Origin of the sequence: Marinomonas sp. S3726 (assembly GCF_000967665.1) — a bacterium.
In the GTDB taxonomy this organism is placed as follows: domain Bacteria; phylum Pseudomonadota; class Gammaproteobacteria; order Pseudomonadales; family Marinomonadaceae; genus Marinomonas.
In genome coordinates, this window is the sequence record NZ_JXYC01000014.1 from 12,902 (window position 1) to 30,176 (window position 17,275).

At 42.6% G+C, this 17,275-nt stretch carries 14 protein-coding genes; 7 read left to right on the forward strand and 7 right to left on the reverse strand.

Going from position 1 to position 17,275, the window contains the following annotated elements; translation table 11 throughout:
• Window positions 1-28: 28 nt before the first annotated feature.
• The 6 genes from TW85_RS13205 to edd all read right to left on the reverse strand — a co-directional run bounded on the left by TW85_RS13205 (window position 29) and on the right by edd (window position 8,432).
• Window positions 29-835, reverse strand: a complete 807-nt coding sequence (locus tag TW85_RS13205) for an inositol monophosphatase (RefSeq protein WP_046017607.1) — start codon at window positions 833-835, stop codon at window positions 29-31.
• 14 nt (window positions 836-849) lie between these two features.
• Complete coding sequence (locus TW85_RS13210; RefSeq protein WP_046017608.1) at window positions 850-1,923, reverse strand: ABC transporter ATP-binding protein; 1,074 nt, start codon at window positions 1,921-1,923, stop codon at window positions 850-852.
• Window positions 1,923-4,154: an iron ABC transporter permease gene (locus tag TW85_RS13215; protein ID WP_157196949.1), complete on the reverse strand. Its 2,232-nt coding sequence runs from the start codon at window positions 4,152-4,154 to the stop codon at window positions 1,923-1,925. Before TW85_RS13215 ends, TW85_RS13210 begins: the two co-directional genes overlap by 1 nt.
• A 70-nt stretch (window positions 4,155-4,224) precedes the next feature.
• Entirely contained in the window at window positions 4,225-5,256 is a 1,032-nt protein-coding gene (locus TW85_RS13220) for an ABC transporter substrate-binding protein (protein WP_046017610.1), read from the reverse strand.
• Window positions 5,257-5,434: 178 nt separating this feature from the next.
• A complete protein-coding gene (locus TW85_RS13225; RefSeq protein ID WP_046017611.1) occupies window positions 5,435-6,457 on the reverse strand; it encodes a LacI family DNA-binding transcriptional regulator in 1,023 nt (340 codons plus the stop codon).
• 148 nt (window positions 6,458-6,605) lie between these two features.
• The gene (gene edd / locus TW85_RS13230) at window positions 6,606-8,432 is read right to left on the reverse strand and encodes a phosphogluconate dehydratase (RefSeq protein WP_046017612.1); all 1,827 of its coding nucleotides are present in this window, start codon (window positions 8,430-8,432) and stop codon (window positions 6,606-6,608) included.
• Window positions 8,433-8,804: 372 nt separating this feature from the next.
• Here edd and gap point away from each other — a divergent pair, with 372 nt between their 5' ends.
• From gap to TW85_RS13245, 3 genes are all read left to right on the forward strand, one after another.
• Window positions 8,805-9,818, forward strand: a complete 1,014-nt coding sequence (gene gap / locus TW85_RS13235; protein WP_046017613.1) for a type I glyceraldehyde-3-phosphate dehydrogenase — start codon at window positions 8,805-8,807, stop codon at window positions 9,816-9,818.
• Between the two features lie 79 nt (window positions 9,819-9,897).
• On the forward strand, window positions 9,898-11,343 hold the full coding sequence (pyk, locus tag TW85_RS13240) for a pyruvate kinase (protein ID WP_046017614.1): 1,446 nt from the start codon (window positions 9,898-9,900) through the stop codon (window positions 11,341-11,343).
• 102 nt (window positions 11,344-11,445) lie between these two features.
• Entirely contained in the window at window positions 11,446-11,907 is a 462-nt protein-coding gene (locus TW85_RS13245; RefSeq protein WP_046017615.1) for a methylglyoxal synthase, read from the forward strand.
• Between the two features lie 73 nt (window positions 11,908-11,980).
• Here TW85_RS13245 and TW85_RS13250 read toward each other — a convergent pair whose 3' ends face one another.
• Entirely contained in the window at window positions 11,981-12,907 is a 927-nt protein-coding gene (locus TW85_RS13250) for a hypothetical protein (RefSeq protein WP_046017616.1), read from the reverse strand.
• Window positions 12,908-13,222: 315 nt separating this feature from the next.
• Between TW85_RS13250 and purE the strand changes: the two genes are divergently transcribed.
• The 4 genes from purE to TW85_RS13270 all read left to right on the forward strand — a co-directional run bounded on the left by purE (window position 13,223) and on the right by TW85_RS13270 (window position 17,141).
• The gene (purE, locus tag TW85_RS13255; protein ID WP_009832776.1) at window positions 13,223-13,714 is read left to right on the forward strand and encodes a 5-(carboxyamino)imidazole ribonucleotide mutase; all 492 of its coding nucleotides are present in this window, start codon (window positions 13,223-13,225) and stop codon (window positions 13,712-13,714) included.
• The gene (gene purK, locus TW85_RS13260; RefSeq protein WP_046017617.1) at window positions 13,714-14,778 is read left to right on the forward strand and encodes a 5-(carboxyamino)imidazole ribonucleotide synthase; all 1,065 of its coding nucleotides are present in this window, start codon (window positions 13,714-13,716) and stop codon (window positions 14,776-14,778) included. Before purE ends, purK begins: the two co-directional genes overlap by 1 nt.
• Before the next feature lie 264 nt (window positions 14,779-15,042).
• Window positions 15,043-15,516 carry an Lrp/AsnC family transcriptional regulator gene (locus TW85_RS13265; protein WP_046017618.1) on the forward strand — a complete coding sequence of 158 codons (474 nt, stop codon included), beginning with the start codon at window positions 15,043-15,045 and terminating at the stop codon, window positions 15,514-15,516.
• 371 nt (window positions 15,517-15,887) lie between these two features.
• The gene (locus tag TW85_RS13270; protein WP_046017619.1) at window positions 15,888-17,141 is read left to right on the forward strand and encodes an aromatic ring-hydroxylating dioxygenase subunit alpha; all 1,254 of its coding nucleotides are present in this window, start codon (window positions 15,888-15,890) and stop codon (window positions 17,139-17,141) included.
• Window positions 17,142-17,275: the final 134 nt, after the last annotated feature.

A 17,275-nucleotide genomic window follows, 5' to 3' on the forward strand; every position in this document is an offset into this window, starting at 1 on the left:
TAAACACTTACTGTGTGAACCCCCTCAATTAAAGTCTGGTAAAGTGATCAAGCTGATGGTGGATATCCTTAGCTGAGACAAGAATACTATTCCCCTCAAGCAAACCTCCATTTTCTAGGAATTGGTTAGTACTGCCGCCAGCTTCCTGTACTAGGATCAAACCCGCTAAGCAGTCCCAAGAATTAATATGAGGTTCGTAATAGCCGATAAGACGACCCGCTGCAACATAAGCCAGCATAAGAGCACCTGAGCCATTGCGAATAAACATGCCGCCTTCGTCCAATAAACCTTGTAGGAAGTGCAGACAATGGCTCGAAGGTACGCGATGAGAAGTCCCCACACCCATTACGCCAGCTTGGACAGAGTCAATATTTAGCGCTTTGACTGCCTTGCCATTTACCTGACAACCGGCACCCGATAAGGCAGTAAAGAGCTCATCCGCATTAGGGTCATAAACCAAACCAAAAGCAATTTTATCTTGCTGCATCAGGGCAATAGAAATACACCAACTGGGCAATCCGTTCACAAAACAAGACGTACCATCAATCGGATCGACAACCCAAAGGTAATCATTGTCTCCTTTTAATATGCCCTGCTCTTCACCTAAAAAATTATCCACTGGATAAGCTTCTTGTATTTGCTGAAGAATCACCTGTTCCACATTTTTATCAGCAATACTCACCACATCTTGCGGCTCTGTTTTGGTTTCAATCACCAATTCTTCACGTCGCTGAAAATAATCTAATGCCAACTCTCCAGCCACTTTGATGACGTTTTTTGCCAAATCAAAACGAGCAACAACCTCGGCATCTACCAAGCCTTTTTCTAAAAACATAACTCTGCTCCAACTTAATTCGCTTTAACCAGCACCAATCCTCGATCAGCAAAATTTATTTGCACATCAGAACCCGCAATCAAGCCTTGCTTGAACTGATAATCCACTACAAACAAACTACCTAATTCACACTCAACATCGTATTGCATCTGATTTCCAAGATAGGTTGCATGGCGAATATTCCCTGTTATTCCAACTTGATTTCCCGCACTTGCCGTTAACTGGATAGCATCCGGTCGAATAGCAAGTTTGGCAGGCCCTAGACTAAACTCTCGCGCAGGAAGGTATTTCTGCAGACCTGCAATATCCACATTAACCCTGTCATTAGCCCGATCAAGAATCTCCACATCGACTAAATTCGCATCACCAATAAAGTCCGCAATAAAGCTCGAGTTAGGCTCCTCATATAAGGTTTTTGGACTACCTTCTTGGGCTATGATTGATTTATTCATCACTATGATGCGATCAGAAACGGCCATAGCTTCTTCTTGATCATGGGTAACATAAACAGCGGTGAGACCGAGTTTTTGCTGCAACTCACGTATTTCTTCCCTTACTTGACGACGCAATTTTGCATCTAGATTAGATAAGGGTTCATCTAACAGTAGGACCTCTGGTTCTAGGACTAACGCCCTTGCCACAGCAACCCTTTGCTGTTGCCCACCAGAAAGTTCACTAGGTAAACGCTCTCCATACCCATGTAAACCAACAAGCGCTAAGGCATCTTCGCTTTTTGCATGGGCTTCTTGTTTATTGACGCCACTTGCCACTAGGCCATACGCCACATTTTGCACCACAGACATATGAGGAAATAAAGCATAGGATTGAAACACCATGCTGACATCCCTATCGGTGGCAGGCAGCTGAGTCACATCTTTACCACCAATTAAAATCCGCCCTGCACTCGCATGCTCTAAGCCTGCAATCATGCGTAGCGTGGTCGTTTTACCGCAGCCACTTGGCCCTAAAAGGGTAACTAGATTACCCGGCTCAACTCGAAAAGAGACATCGTTAATCACGGTGACATCACCATAATTTTTAATGACATGGTCAAATACAACACTGCCTTTATCATGATTAGACTTCATTACTCAGCCTCCTTTAATTTCAATGGTGCATTAGAATTTTTCTTAATCGCATTTGAAAGTCGATTACTGCGTCTTAACTTACGCTCACCGACCAATAAATTGATTGCCAAGATCACACTTAACATAACCAGAATAAGCACACTGCAATAGGCAATCGCGATACCGAACTCGCCATTTTCCACCAATCCAATAATGTAAGAAGTAGCCATATTGTGATCCGCGCTCACAAGGAAAATCACAGCACTAACAGAGGTAATTGCCCGCACAAAGCTATACGTCAGTGCGGCAATAATGGCAGGTCTAAGTAGAGGTAAGATGACATTTCTAAAGGTGCTAAAACTGTTTGCACCTAATGTTAGAGAAGCTTCATCCAAACTTTTATCCAACTGACTCATGGCGGCTATCCCGCCACGGACACCCACAGGCATGTTTCTAAAAACAAAGCAGATAATCAGAATGACGCCGGTTCCCGTCAGTTCAAGAGGTGGCACATTAAAAGCGAGGATATAACTTATCCCGATAACAGTTCCCGGGATAGCAAAGCTCAACATGGTGCCGAACTCAAACCCTGACTTCCACTTAAAGGATTGACGAACCAAAAGGTAAGCGGTTAATAAGCCAACCGCAGCCGTTAAAGGCGCTGCTATGGCAGAGATACTCAAGGTAGTCCAGAATGAATCCCATGCAGCACCTTGCCAAACAAGCCCTAATTCAGTCCAATTTAAGGCAAAAGCATCTTCATAATGCTGCATAGTAAAGCTGTGATCATAGCCCCAGCTCTTCACAAAACCGCCAAACATTATCATGCCGTAAATGACTAAGGTAAGCAGAGCCCAAGGTAAGGCAATGCTGTAACAACTCATTTTTAGCATAGGATTTAAGCCCATATGTGCACCTGAATCAGCTTTACCAGATACAGTGACATAGGACTTTTTACCTAACCAGATTCGCTGGGCGAAGAAGGCACTTAAGGTAAAGGCTAGTAATAAAATAGCGAGAACAGCCGCATAACCTTGATCATTTTGCGCCCCTACAATGGCAAAGAAAATCTCTGTGGAAAGCACTTCAAAATTGCCCCCCAGAACCATAGGGTTTCCAAAGTCCGCCATACTTTCGATGAAGCTTAACAAGAATGCATTAGCCAGCCCTGGTCGCATCAAGGGTAAAGAGACATTTTTAAAGGTATTCCAGCGGTCAGCTCTTAAGGTTTGAGACGCTTCTTCCATTGAAGGGCTCACCCCTTCTACGACACCGATTAAAACTAAGAAGGAAATAGGAGTGAATGAAAGTACTTGGGCAAAAAGCACCCCAGGTAAGCCATATAACCAGCGGCTTGCTTCCAGGCCAAAGAGATCAGCAAAAAACTCTGTCACCACCCCAGAACGACCAAATAATAGAATGAGGGCCAAACCAATCACGAAAGGCGGAGTGATAATAGGCAATACAGTTAATAGCCTTAACTGCTTTTTCCAAATAAAGCCGGTACGGGTAACAATCAGTGCGAAGGCTAAACCTAAACCTGTGGTAATAGTGGCAGTCAGCAAGGCTAATGTCAGGGAGTTCCATGCAATACCGCAAGAAACAGAACGGGTGGTACAACCTAAGCCCCAGATTTTTTCATCAAAAAATTTATCGATAAAAGAAGCACTTGAGAAAGCACCTTGATTGTCCTGAAAGGCACTGATAAGCACTTGGCTCACCGGATAAAATACGAACACAGTCACAATAGCAATGATCAAACCTATGCTACTGGTGACAAAAACATCCCCTTTCATTACTCCCCGAGCCGCTAGCCCAGTCGTCAGTAGCATCAACATGGAAAGGCCATATAAAAGCGCCCCGTAACCCATTCCATATTGATTAAATTCCGAGTCTAAAAAGTAGTTCGCGAACAAGCTAAATTGCCAACCACTCACACCAATAGCAAAACCTTGTATAACCAAAAAGGCCAAGCCTAAACTGCCTGAGCAAATCAAATAACTAGCATACGCTCGATCTGACTTCTTCAAGGTTAAAGCTTTTAAGGGTAATAACAGACTAATCACCAAAGGCAACAACCACACCTTATCAGCACTAAAAACCTGAATAAAGGCTGGGCTATAGTCTTCATCAAAAGGATAGCCATCGAACAGCCAGTCGAAGGCGAACAAGCCATCTTCGAGCAAGTACCAGGGCAATATAAAATAGCCAACCCAACCCACAAGTAGCCATAAAACTAATGATTTTTTCACACTCTTCCCCACAAATTAAGTACCGATTAGACAAGGTGGCCCTCACCTAATCGGTCATACAAAGCCAGACCTAACGTGCTAAAGACTTAATTTCATCGTCCCAACGTTGTAATAAGTGACGACGAGTGGCGACTGAACCGTATTTGGCAAAGTCATAATCAATCAGTTTTAGCTCATCAAAATTAGGGGCTTCAGCTGGGATACTTGAGGCTTGATTTGATGGCACTTGGAAAGCATTAACAGATTGAGCAAGAGATTGGATATCAGGCCTTAATGCAAACTCAGCCCACATTTTTGCCTCTTTAAGATGACGTGCGCCTTTGACTATACTCATAGACCCAACTTCGTAGCCCGTTCCTTCACATGGCGCGACAATTTTAAGAGGGAAGCCTTTTTTCACCTGCTTCATAATGTCATGCATAAAAACAATGCCTATGGCAGTTTCACCACGTGCAGCGGCCTTAATAGGTGCTGAACCTGATTTGGTATATTGGCTTACGTTTTTATGAAGCTCTGCAAGGTATTCAAAACTATCTTCTTCACCGAACAACTGCACAAAAGTCGCGAGCGCGGTATAGGCTGTACCAGAAGAGTTGGGGTTAGCAATTTGAACTTCCCCTTTATAAACAGGGTCAGCTAAATCTTTCCAACACTGAGGGATAGGTAATCCCTTTTTCTTAATCAGGTTTTCGTTATAACCAAAACCTAGTGCGCCAGCATATATACCAACAGTTCGATTGTCAGACACTAGCGACTGGTTTTGTGCCCAAGCTAATAAGTTAGGTAGCTCTTTTGCACGATAAGCTTGGGTGAGATTTTCCTTTGCTGCTTGTAGGTGTGGGTCACCTGTCCCCCCCCACCAAACATCTATTTTTGGATTTTTCGATTCAGCTCTTAACTGGGCATAACCTTCCCCAGAGCTTTTTCGGATTAAAGAAACCTTAACACCGGTTTCTTGCTCAAAACGCGTTTCCATCAAACTACACCAATCGGTATCAGCCGAACAAAGTACGTTCAATTTTCCTTTCGCTAGAGCGCCTGTAGACGCAGTTGTAGCGAGTAGTGCAATAGCCATACTTGTTATAAGTGGAGATTTTTTCATTTTTATATTTACTCCTAAGTCAGTTGCAAGGTTGTGCATACGTATGAACAACTCGTTTCATACTACCGATAAAATTTCTTTTGTAAATATAAATTTCATTTTTAAATCTTTATGGAATATTCATTTCAAATATAAAATGACTGAATGAACGGCTACCCTTTAGATTGATCTTTGAAACCTAAGAAGCCAAGGTATCTCTTCGAATCAAGGTGACAGGCACTACTTGATACATGGGGCTAGAAGATGGCTCATCTAGCCTTTTGACTAGGTTATCAACCACAGCTTTAGAAACAAGTTTTGGACATTGCCTAATAGTCGTCAGTGCATAGGATTGATAACTTGCAAGGCGAATGTCATCAAAACCTATCAAGCTCATATCTTGAGGGATGGAAAGCTGGAACTCTTTTCGGGCCGCATCCATGAAACCACAGGCAATATGATCCATACAGAAAAAGACCCCATCAGGTACCTCTTGCTTTGCCAGTAACTGACCCGCTAGCTGATAACCTCCCTCATAATCACTTGTTTCAGATTCCACCTCAGTGATATTTAAGGTCTTGATAGCAGAATGAGAGCTAACTTGCTGAATAAATCCTTTAGTGCGCATGAGACTTGAATAGCTACTAGCTTTTGCCCTTACGACCATGAGATTTTCACAACCAGATTCTATCAAGGATTTTGCAGCAAGTTCACCGCCTCCGACATTATCAATATTTACAATATCAACGCCTGACAGATTGCTTTCTTGATCCGCACGATTCACTAAAATCACAGGTACAGAACGGCTAACAAACTCTTGAACTATGCTCTCACTGGGTGATCCAGAGGTGATAACAACACCACTTAGTTGATATTGCATCAAAGCTTGTAATGAGGAATCGATACCTTGGTTATGGGTGACATCTATCACCATGGGACGAAAGCCTTGTCTTTGCACTTCAATCACGAGCTGATTTAAAAATTCAGATCGAAAAGGATCTTCTAAGCCCGCAGTCACTAAGCCAACCAAATCACTGCGCTGCTTTATCATGGTCTGTGCAGCCTTATTTACTTGATAACCAAGCTCTTTCGCCGCGGCAAAAACACGGTCACGTGTCGCGGCTGAAATCCGGCTATTTTCATCAAAACTACGTGATACGGTTGATTGAGAAACCCCCGCTAATGCTGCGACATCTGCCGATGTCGCCTGTCGTTTATTCATCTTCTTCTCTTCAAGGATGTGAGCCTGCCATTCTATACAAAACACACAACATAATGACAGTTAGCATTTATTTTAAGCAAAAAAAGGCCTACAAACGTAGGCCTAAAACACCAGACACTAACACAAGTGTTAGCCGTCAGAGGAAAAGTTATGACAGGTTAAGGGAGGGAAACAAGCTAGTCGCCCCTTCTTCTGCACCTGTCACCATGGCTCTTTGTGCCACAAAAAATTCACGTCCCATGCCTTGATGTGAAGCAGCAAGGTCATGTTTAGCTTGCTCACGATGAGCAAGGTTTTGACTATCAATTAATAAGCTTAGCTCACCCGTATTTGCATCAAGACGAACCATATCACCATCCTGAATACGACCAATCGCACCACCAGCTGCCGCTTCTGGTGTAAGGTGAATCGCCGCTGGTACCTTGCCTGATGCACCGGACATACGACCATCAGTCACTAAGGCAACCTTGTAGCCTTGATCCTGAAGATTGCCTAGATAAGGGGTTAATTTATGTAATTCAGGCATGCCAATCGCTTGAGGGCCTTGGAATCGAACAACTGCGACACAATCTCTTTTAAGCTCACCATTGATAATGGCATCTGCCAGTTCATGCTGACTGTGGAAAACAGCCGCCGGCGCTTCGATTACACGGTTTTCTTCTTTCACGGCTGACACTTTAATCACAGCGCGACCTAGATTACCGGTTAACAGAGATAAACCACCTTCCTTACTAAAAGGCGCTGTAATTGGCCTTACAACCTCTTCATCTAGACTATCTGGCGTACCATCACGCCATACGAGTTTGTCGTTATCTAGGAAAGGCTCTTTGGTGTAATGAGTTAAACCTTTACCCATGATGGTATTCACATCTTCATGAACCAAACCACCTGCAATCAGTTGTTTAACAAGGAAAGCCATGCCGCCTGCTGCATGGAAGTGGTTAATATCAGCAGGACCATTTGGATAAATACGAGTCAACAAAGGTACCACTTTACTAAGCTCTGCAAAGTCGTCCCAAGTGATGATAATGCCAGCAGCACGAGCATAGGCGACAATATGCATAGTGTGATTAGTTGAACCACCTGTTGCTAACAAACCAACAATTGAATTGACTATGCTGCGTTCATCGACGATTTCATACATAGGGCGGTAATCACTGCCTAATGCTGTAATTTTTGTCGAAAGTTGAGCTGCATAAGTGGTTAGAGCGTCACGCAATGGATCAGTTGGGTTCACAAAAGACGAACCAGGTAACTGTAGGCCCATTAGCTCGACTAAAAGTTGGTTTGAGTTAGCAGTACCATAAAAAGTACAGGTACCCGCACTATGGTAAGAAGCCGATTCTGCTTCTAACAGCTCATCACGGGTCGCTTCACCAATGGCAAATTTTTGTCTTACTGCCGCTTTTTGTGCGTTGGTAATACCAGAGTGCATAGGACCAGCAGGAATAAATAGGCTAGGTAAGTGACCAAAGCGTAGTGCAGCCATCAAAAGACCAGGAACGATTTTGTCACAAATACCTAGGTAAACAGCGGCATCAAACATATTGTGAGAAAGTGCAATCGCTGCACCTTGTGCAATATTGTCACGGCTAAACAAACTCAGCTCCATGCCGTCTTGACCTTGAGTCACCCCATCACACATCGCTGGTACACCGCCTGCGACCTGAGCAACAGAACCCATGTCATGCACAGCTTGACGGATTTTATCCGGATAAACTTCATAAGGTTGATGCGCAGACAACATGTCATTATAAGAAGTAACAATACCGATATTGGCTTCATTCATCAGGGTTAGCTTTTGTTTGTCACCTGAATTACAGGCAGCAAAACCATGCGCTAAGTTACCACAAGATAATTTGCCTCTATGTGGCCCTTGAGCGCGAGCCTGCTCCATATCCTTGAGGTACTGAGCTCGTAATGTCTTACTGCGCTCTATAATGGTATTGGTAACTTTTAACACTGTGGGATTCATAAGGTCACTCTTCTTTGCTCACCCTAATAAAGAGGGATTGCCTGCTTAAATTCTCAATTTCGTAACTTTACTACAAAAAAATCATAATTTCTTTATTTTTTCAGAATAAAACCCTTGTTTATGTAATTAATTTACGAAAAGAATTTATAATTGTCACATTTAGCGTATAATATGCCCTATTGAGTATGCTTATTTGATGACAGTCGTCTTTAATTAAATAAATAAAACGACAAAATAAGTGGTTTTCGTCAGCTATTTGATAAAAATTGATTAAAATGTTGTATTTTTACATCAGAAATCAATAGAATTCGCACATATAGTTTTCGAAATCGAATTTATTTATAAATTTCACAACAAGTTTTAGAGGTGTGTATGACGATTAAAGTAGCCATCAATGGATACGGACGCATTGGACGCAATATTTTACGAGCTCTATATGAGTCAGATAAACGAGATCAGATCCAAGTTGTTGCTATCAATGATCTAGGTGACTCTAAAATCAATGCTCATCTAACTAAATACGATACTGTACATGGCCGTTTTAACGCGAAAGTTGATTTCGATGCAGAAGCGCTTTACATCAACGATGATAAAATCCTAACGCTTTCAGAACGTGACCCAGCAAACCTACCTTGGAAAGAAATTGGGGTAGATGTGGTTTATGAATGTACTGGGTTCTTTGCAGAAAAAGGCAAAGCAAGTGCACACATTGAAGCTGGCGCGAAAAAAGTAATCATCTCTGCACCAGGTAAAAACGTTGACGCAACGGTTGTATACGGTGTTAACCAAGAGGTTTTAACCTCTGACATGACTGTTATTTCTAACGCATCTTGCACCACAAACTGCCTAGCACCTATCGCTAAACCACTTAACGACCAACTTGGTATCGAAAGTGGCTTGATGACAACAATTCACGCTTACACGAATGATCAGCGTCTATCTGATGTTTATCATGAAGACCTTTACCGTGCCCGTGCTGCAGCAATGAACATGATCCCAACTAAAACAGGCGCTGCAGCTGCGGTTGGCTTAGTTGTTCCTGAACTAGCAGGTAAATTTGATGGTATGGCGGTACGTGTACCTACTATCAATGTCTCTTTGGTTGACTTAACTTTCTTAGCGCCGCGTGAAACAACAGCTGAAGAAGTAAACCAGATCATTGCTGATGCCATTGCAAACGATGCCACTTTGGCTCAAGTATTAGCGGTTAACAATGAACCTCTAGTATCTAGCGACTTTAACCACAGCACTTTCACTTCAAACTTTGATGCGACTCAGACACGTGTTCAAGGCAAGCTAGTGAAAGTGATGGCTTGGTATGATAACGAATGGGGCTTCTCTAACAGAATGTTGGATAACACCATCGCTTTGATGAATGCTAAGTAATTGGTTTAAGGGCTGCTGACGCAGCCCTTTCCCTATCTTATAATCCCCTCTTCTAATTTTTTATCTTGGTAATATTAATATGACTCGTAGAACAAAAATTGTCGCAACATTAGGTCCAGCTTCTAGCTCTCCAGAAATGATAGAGAAGCTGATTAATGCGGGCGCAAATGTTTTCCGCCTTAACTTCTCACACGGTCAACCAGAAGATCATATTAATCGCGCCAAAATCGTCCGTGAAATGGCGGCTAAGAATGGCAAACACGTTGCAATTCTAGGTGACTTACAAGGCCCTAAAATTCGTATTGCCCGCTTTAAAAATACGAAAGTTAACCTTAACGATGGTGACACTTTTGTTCTAGATGTAGGTTTTGATAAGAATAACGGTGATGAAACCCGTGTAGGTATTGATTACCCACAACTAGCAACCGACTCAGAGCCTGGCAACATTTTATTGCTAGATGATGGTCGTGTAGTACTTGAAGTACTGGAAGTTAAAGGCCAAGAAGTTATTACTAAAGTTATTGTTGGTGGTCCATTATCAAACAATAAAGGCATTAACCGTCAAGGTGGTGGCTTATCTGCTGCAGCACTGACAGATAAAGACAAAGAAGATATCAAAACAGCAGCAGCACTTAAGGCAGATTACCTAGCGGTTTCTTTCCCACGTAGTGCAGAAGATATCGAAGAGGCACGCAGCCTAGCTAAAGCAGCAGGTCTTGAAACAGGCATAGTATCAAAAGTAGAGCGCGCTGAAGCCGTTGCTGATAACGAAACACTAGACGCTATTATCCTAGCATCTGACGCGGTTATGGTTGCTCGTGGTGACCTTGGTGTTGAAATTGGTGATGCTGAGTTGATCGGTGTACAAAAACACATGATCAAGCGTTGTCGTCAATTGAACCGCCCTGTGATCACAGCGACTCAAATGATGGAAACCATGATCACAAGTGCTATGCCAACTCGTGCGGAAGTATTTGACGTTGCTAACGCCGTACTGGATGGAACAGATGCTGTGATGCTTTCTGCTGAAACAGCAGCAGGTGATTATCCAGAAGAAGTAATCCAAACCATGGTGCGCGTTTGTAAAGGTGCTGAGAAACAACCTGCAATCAACCGCTCTAAGCACCGTTTAGATGTTACTTTTACAAGCATTGACGAAACCATTGCCATGTCTGCTATGTATGCCGCTAACCACCTTGAAGGTGTGTCTGCCATCATAAGCTTGACTGAATCTGGCACAACACCATTATTGATGTCTCGTATCAGTTCTGGTCTACCTATTTATGCGCTTTCTCCTAATCAAGAAGCCCTTAACCGTGTTGCCCTTTATCGTGGTGTGACACCGATTGCCTTCCCTTCTAAGGAATACAATCGTGACAACCTAAACCAAGGTTTGGTTGACGCACTTAAGGCTCAAGGTTTAGTAAAAGACGGTGATCTAGTGATCTTAACCAAAGGCGACCACTTGGTGAGCTTTGGTACAACAAATGCGATGAAGATTGTTCGCATTGGTGACGTTCACTAAGCACAAGACGACGTTAGTTGTTATGATAAATAGCCCAGCTTGGTAACAAGCTGGGCTATTTTGCTTTTAAGAGCAGATACATGCCAAGTTTGGAGAACAAAGATGCAAAAGAAACAAGCGACTACTGGCGCAATTAAAAACATTGCCCTTGTTGCCCATGACAACATGAAGGGTGAATTAATTGACTGGGCCGATACTCACAAAGACAAGCTAGTAGGCCATAAACTGTTAGCAACTGGCACGACGGGAAACCTATTACAAAAACAACTTGGCGTTGCGGTAACCCCTTTAATCAGTGGTCCACTGGGCGGTGATCAGCAACTTGGCGGCATGATTGCAGAAGGTAAAATCGACATACTTATCTTCTTCTGGGACCCTTTTGAGCCGATGCCACATGACCCAGATATTAAAGCTTTACTGAGAGTCGCTGCGGTGTGGAATATCCCGATTGCCTGTAGTGTGAGCTCAGCTAACTTTTTAATCTCTTCACCTTTGCTTGCCGGTGAATATGACAGAGCAGTGCCTGATTACGACGCTTATCTCGCCGCTCGAATTGATGACTAGCTTTTGATGATTTTTTAGCTGTACCTAGGTCATAGTAAATAGAGACAATGGCTGTATTGTCTCTATTTACTCACTATTCACTATCGCGGCTCAATTTTAAATACACACCTAGGCCGGCGAGCAAACCTACCCCCGAAAACAACATCCAAACCCCATTCATCAGCTGCCCATTAGCAGGATTCAGCACAGACTTGAACATAAGCAAAAGTGCTTCAATTGATACCGCAATGATGATAGCCGACATAAAGCGCATTATGGTCCGTCTGGTGGAGTTATAGTGGTTAATATCCTTACTCACCAGCACTTCCTCTTCTAATATGGTTTTACCTAAGTCGAAAATAGCTAAACCTAAGGTAATCATGACCACCACACTAAATGAGTTACTCGTTGTATCCTCTAATAGTGAAAACCCCTTTACTAACGACATAAATGCAGCCGCTAGAAGCCACAAGGAAACGAGAATTAAAGAGCCACCTATCAAGCTATAAATAGCCTGAAACAGAGGGTGCATTCGATTCCTTAGTCCGTCTCCTAACAAATAAGACAATAAGCGCATCAAGCTAAAATTAATCACTAGATAACCCATATCTTTGCCATCAGAGGAAATGACATGCTGTACAGAAGAAAGGGCTAATTGATGCGTCGCTGAAGACAGATAAGGCTGAGTTACCACCACTTTACTTTGGCTTTCTTGTGCTGCCAAAAAGTAGGGTCTGCGGCTACGGTCGCTGCCCTTACTAAAGGAACGCCGCCCTCTTGCACTCACCATAGGGCTATACACTGTCTCTTGCTGCTGAATACCATTGGCATCCAAACAATAAATCAGTTCTACAAAAGGGTAAGCGCGGCTCAGCTGTGAAATCGTTTCTGCTTGAGACTTGGGCTCATTCAACAGAGCTTCACTATCTAAGCTAGTTAAAATGGAGGCCAATAGGTCGTGAATAACATCCTCATATGCACGATATTTATCTAAGGATCGAAAATAGTTCTGTGTTGTCATTTCGCTCTGCACTTTTGCTAAGTTATTAATTCTATTTGCAAAATATAAACATCATTCAAATAAATATTCAACATTCACTTTATTGATAATTAATTTTTTTATGAATCATACTTAAACTCCCTGTTTCTCTCGCTCACAAGTCCATAATCGGCTATATTAGCGCCGCAATATCCTTACACCTGAACCACAGCCGGCATTCACTGTAACTTAGGTGTAAAAACAGCTCGACCGAACAATCTATCTATCACATATAAACGTTTCGACTCAGTGAATAGAACCCCCACCAGGTTGGAAACGTGCTATAGGAGAATTACTTTGCAAGCTAAAGTTGCCCTCATCATGGGATCAAAAAGTGACTGGCCTACTATGGAAGGCGCCGCTCAAATCATGGACCAGCTTCAGGTCCCATATCATGTGGAAGTTGTCTCAGCCCATAGAACACCTGTAAAACTGGCAGAATTCTCTGAACAAGCAGCAGACAAAGGTATTCAAGTTATTATCGGTGGTGCAGGTGGCGCAGCACATTTACCAGGCATGGTAGCAGCACATACTCACCTACCTGTTTTGGGCGTACCGGTACAAAGTAAAGCACTTAGTGGCATGGATAGTTTATTGTCTATCGCTCAAATGCCTAAAGGCGTTGCCGTTGGTACTTTGGCTATTGGGACAGCAGGTGCATTTAACGCAGGCCTTCTAGCTTGCCAAATCCTAGCTATTACAGATCCAGAGCTTACCGCTCGTATCCAAGCTTTTCGCGCTGAGCAAACAGACACAGTTCTTGCTAATCCAGACCCAAGGGAGGCCTAATGTCTAAGATATGGGTATTAGGTGCAGGGCAACTTGGCGCCATGCTTAAACAGGCTGCAAACCCGCTTGGACTTGACGTTGAAGCGGTTGATATTGAAAGCCAAGCGCAGCTTAGCTTAGCCGCTGATGACATTGTCACAGCAGAGAGAGAAGAGTGGCCTAGCACCACAGCGACTAACCAATTAGCAACACACGCTAACTTTGTTAATTTACAGACTTTTCCTCAGCTAGCTGATCGTTTAACGCAAAAGCAATTACTAGACAAACTTGAGCTATCCACGGCACCTTGGTTCCCGGTAACCGAAGAGACCAGTGCAGAACAACTACACCAGGATTTAGGTGAGCGCGTTTTGTTAAAACAACGCCGTGGTGGTTATGACGGTAAAGGTCAACACTGGCTAAAATCATCAGAACCTAGTCCAGTGCCTAATGACTGGAAAGGCTGTGCGATCGCAGAACAAGGCATTGCATTTGATGAAGAAGTTTCTATTGTTGGCGTAAGAGGCAAGTCTGGTGAAACTTTTTTCTATCCTTTGACTCTGAACCTACATATTAACGGTATCTTGTATGCGTCTATCGCACCATTAAAACGCTTAGCACCATTACAAGCAAAAGCTGAAGAGATGCTAGCCAAGCTTATGAATGACTTGGATTATGTTGGTGTGATGGCAATGGAATGTTTCCGTGTTGGCGATCAACTTATGATTAATGAGTTAGCACCTAGAGTGCATAACAGTGGCCACTGGACTCAAGCTGGTGCAAGTGTCGACCAATTTGAAAACCATATGCGCGCGGTTGCGGGTTTACCTCTGGCACAAGCCCAGATAAAAAACCAAAGCATGATGGTTAATCTAATTGGTGTACCCGTTAATTATAATTGGTTGGCAATCTCAGGTTTAGAGCTATATTGGTATAAGAAGGAAGTACGAGTGGGCCGTAAAGTGGGCCATTTAAACTTCTGTAGTGGTGATAACGCTGCACTTAAAAACGCACTAACAGAGCTTGAAGATTTACCAGCACCTTATGATAAAGCTTTAGCTTGGTTAAGCACGCATTTGTCATAGTATTGAGGTTGGGGCACTTTAATTAGTAATGTATAATATATGCTGATAACGTGCTCCCTTCTTTAGCCCTACCAAGCTTAAAGAAGTTTGGTAGGCAATTGTAAGTTCGCCGTAAAGAGAATAACTTTTTCACTATAGGACGCTATTGGTCTTTATCTTTTACACTAAACCAGTAGAATCAAAAATAATGGAATAACTTATTGATTACAAAGCGAAGACAGTCACTTTGCTCAATATCTATAAGATGTTAGTTTAGGAGAGTACATGCAAGCTATAGAACTTGACCATTATGATTGGAGGCTTTTAAAGGCGCTGCAAAAGAACGCACGTCTATCAAATGTCGCCTTATCAGAAACTGTCAGCTTATCCCCATCTCAATGCTCTAGACGTTTACAGCGTCTTGAACAAAGCGGGTTGATCGAAAATTATATTACTCACTTAAACCCTAGTAGTCTTGGCTTTAATGTTATGGCTTTTGTAAATGTTACCTTAGACAAAAAAGGTGATAAAACGGCCATAGCTTTCCAAAATGAAGTCAATAAAATAGATAATATTTTGGAGTGTTACTCTGTTACAGGTGACACGGATTATCTATTAAGAGTAGTGAGTGCTGATCTTAAAAGTTTTTCTGATTTCATGATGGATAAACTTGTCTCTCTTTCTGGCGTTAGCCAAGTAAAATCAACTGTTATACTTGATCAAATCAAACATCAAACCGTATTACCTCTCCCTGCATAACAAAGATTCATATTCGCCATCATCCCATCTCGGTTTATGGCGATTATTCTCCTACTACCCAGCCCAATAAAAGTCTATTTTTAGCACCTCATATTTGTTTATTTCTACATAGCGTCACTTGCGACTAAAAACGACCTCCATGGGTGAAATCAGATAAATTTACGTCGTTTTTGAACATTCCCATAAAAACCACTCAAAGCGAGAATTCACGCAGTCGCACACACGCTTTTAAAGCAACAAATTGACTCAAAAACAAACGGGTCAATATACAAATAATTACTATAATCGAGAGAAAGCGACGACGCTTTACACCTTTAATTTTGCTTGAACTCTAAGTCATTCAAGCCCCAATATTTAATGAGGAAGTCGCAATGGGTAATACAATAAAACTAACTGACATCACTAACCCTTCCCTCTCTCGAGAAGACGTAAAGGCGTTAATCGAAACTCGCAAGCCGAATTACAGTTTAGAAGCTCCCTTCTATAACTCTCAGGAGATTTTCGACTTAGACATGTCTGAGATATTCTGCAAAAGCTGGATTTTTGCTGGCCTGACATGTGAGATCCCTAAAACCGGTAATTATATGACCTTGGAAATAGGTCAAAACCCTATCTTTTTAGTGCGCGACAAAGAAGGCAAGATTCAAGGTTATCACAACACTTGCCGTCACCGTGGCCATAAGGTGGTTCTTGGTGATTCAGGTAAAGTCGCTAAGCTTGTTTGCCCATACCACCAGTGGACATATGAACTAGATGGACAACTTCTTTTTGCTAACTCTATGGAGCAAACAGAAGGGTTTGAGAAAAAAGAGTTCAGCCTACACCCAATTTCAGTCGAAGTTCTGCAAGGCTATATTTTTGTTAACTTGGCAGAAGATCCAGAACCGTTTGGTGCATTTGCTGAAAAAGCGCAAGCACACATTGGTATTCATGACTTAGAAAATGCAAAAGTTGCAGTTGAAAGCCACATCATGGAAGACGCTAACTGGAAGCTAGTTGTTGAGAATAACCGTGAGTGTTACCACTGTAATGGTTCTCACCCTGAACTATTAAACTCTTTGATTGAGTTTGATGACACCACAGACCCAAGAGCGACAGATGAATTTAAAGCCCTATGTGCTGAAAAAGAAGCAAAATGGGAAAAGCTTGGTGTTCCTTATAAGCACATTGAAGAAGGCCTAAGAAACCGTATCGTCCGTATGCCATTACTAAACGGCGTGGTGTCTATGACAATGGATGGCAAACGTGCTTGTAGCAAACTACTTGGTAACATTCCAGATGAAGATATGGGCGCAATGCGTTTCTTGCACCTACCTAACTCTTGGAACCACTTCCAAGGTGACCACCTGATCACCTTTAGAGTATTGCCTTTAGGACCACAAAAAACCTTAGTGACAACTAAGTGGATTGTTCACAAAGATGCTGTGGAAGGAGTTGATTATGATGTGGAGCGTATGCGCCATGTTTGGGATCAAACCAACCAACAAGACAGAGATCTTGCTGAACGCTCACAAGAAGGCATCAACTCTATTGCCTATCAGCCTGGTCCATATCATCCAACTTATGAGTTTGGTGTTATCAACTTTATTGATTGGTACGCAGATCAGCTTGCTAAAGACCTATAACAATCGCCTAGTAGACATAGTTCTTTAGTAAAAGACTAGGGAACCTGCGAATAAGTCCTCCCGCCTCAGCGTGTGGATAAAAGCGCCTAGATTTATGGCAAGAGCCGCAACTTAATAGTCATTCTATTAATAAG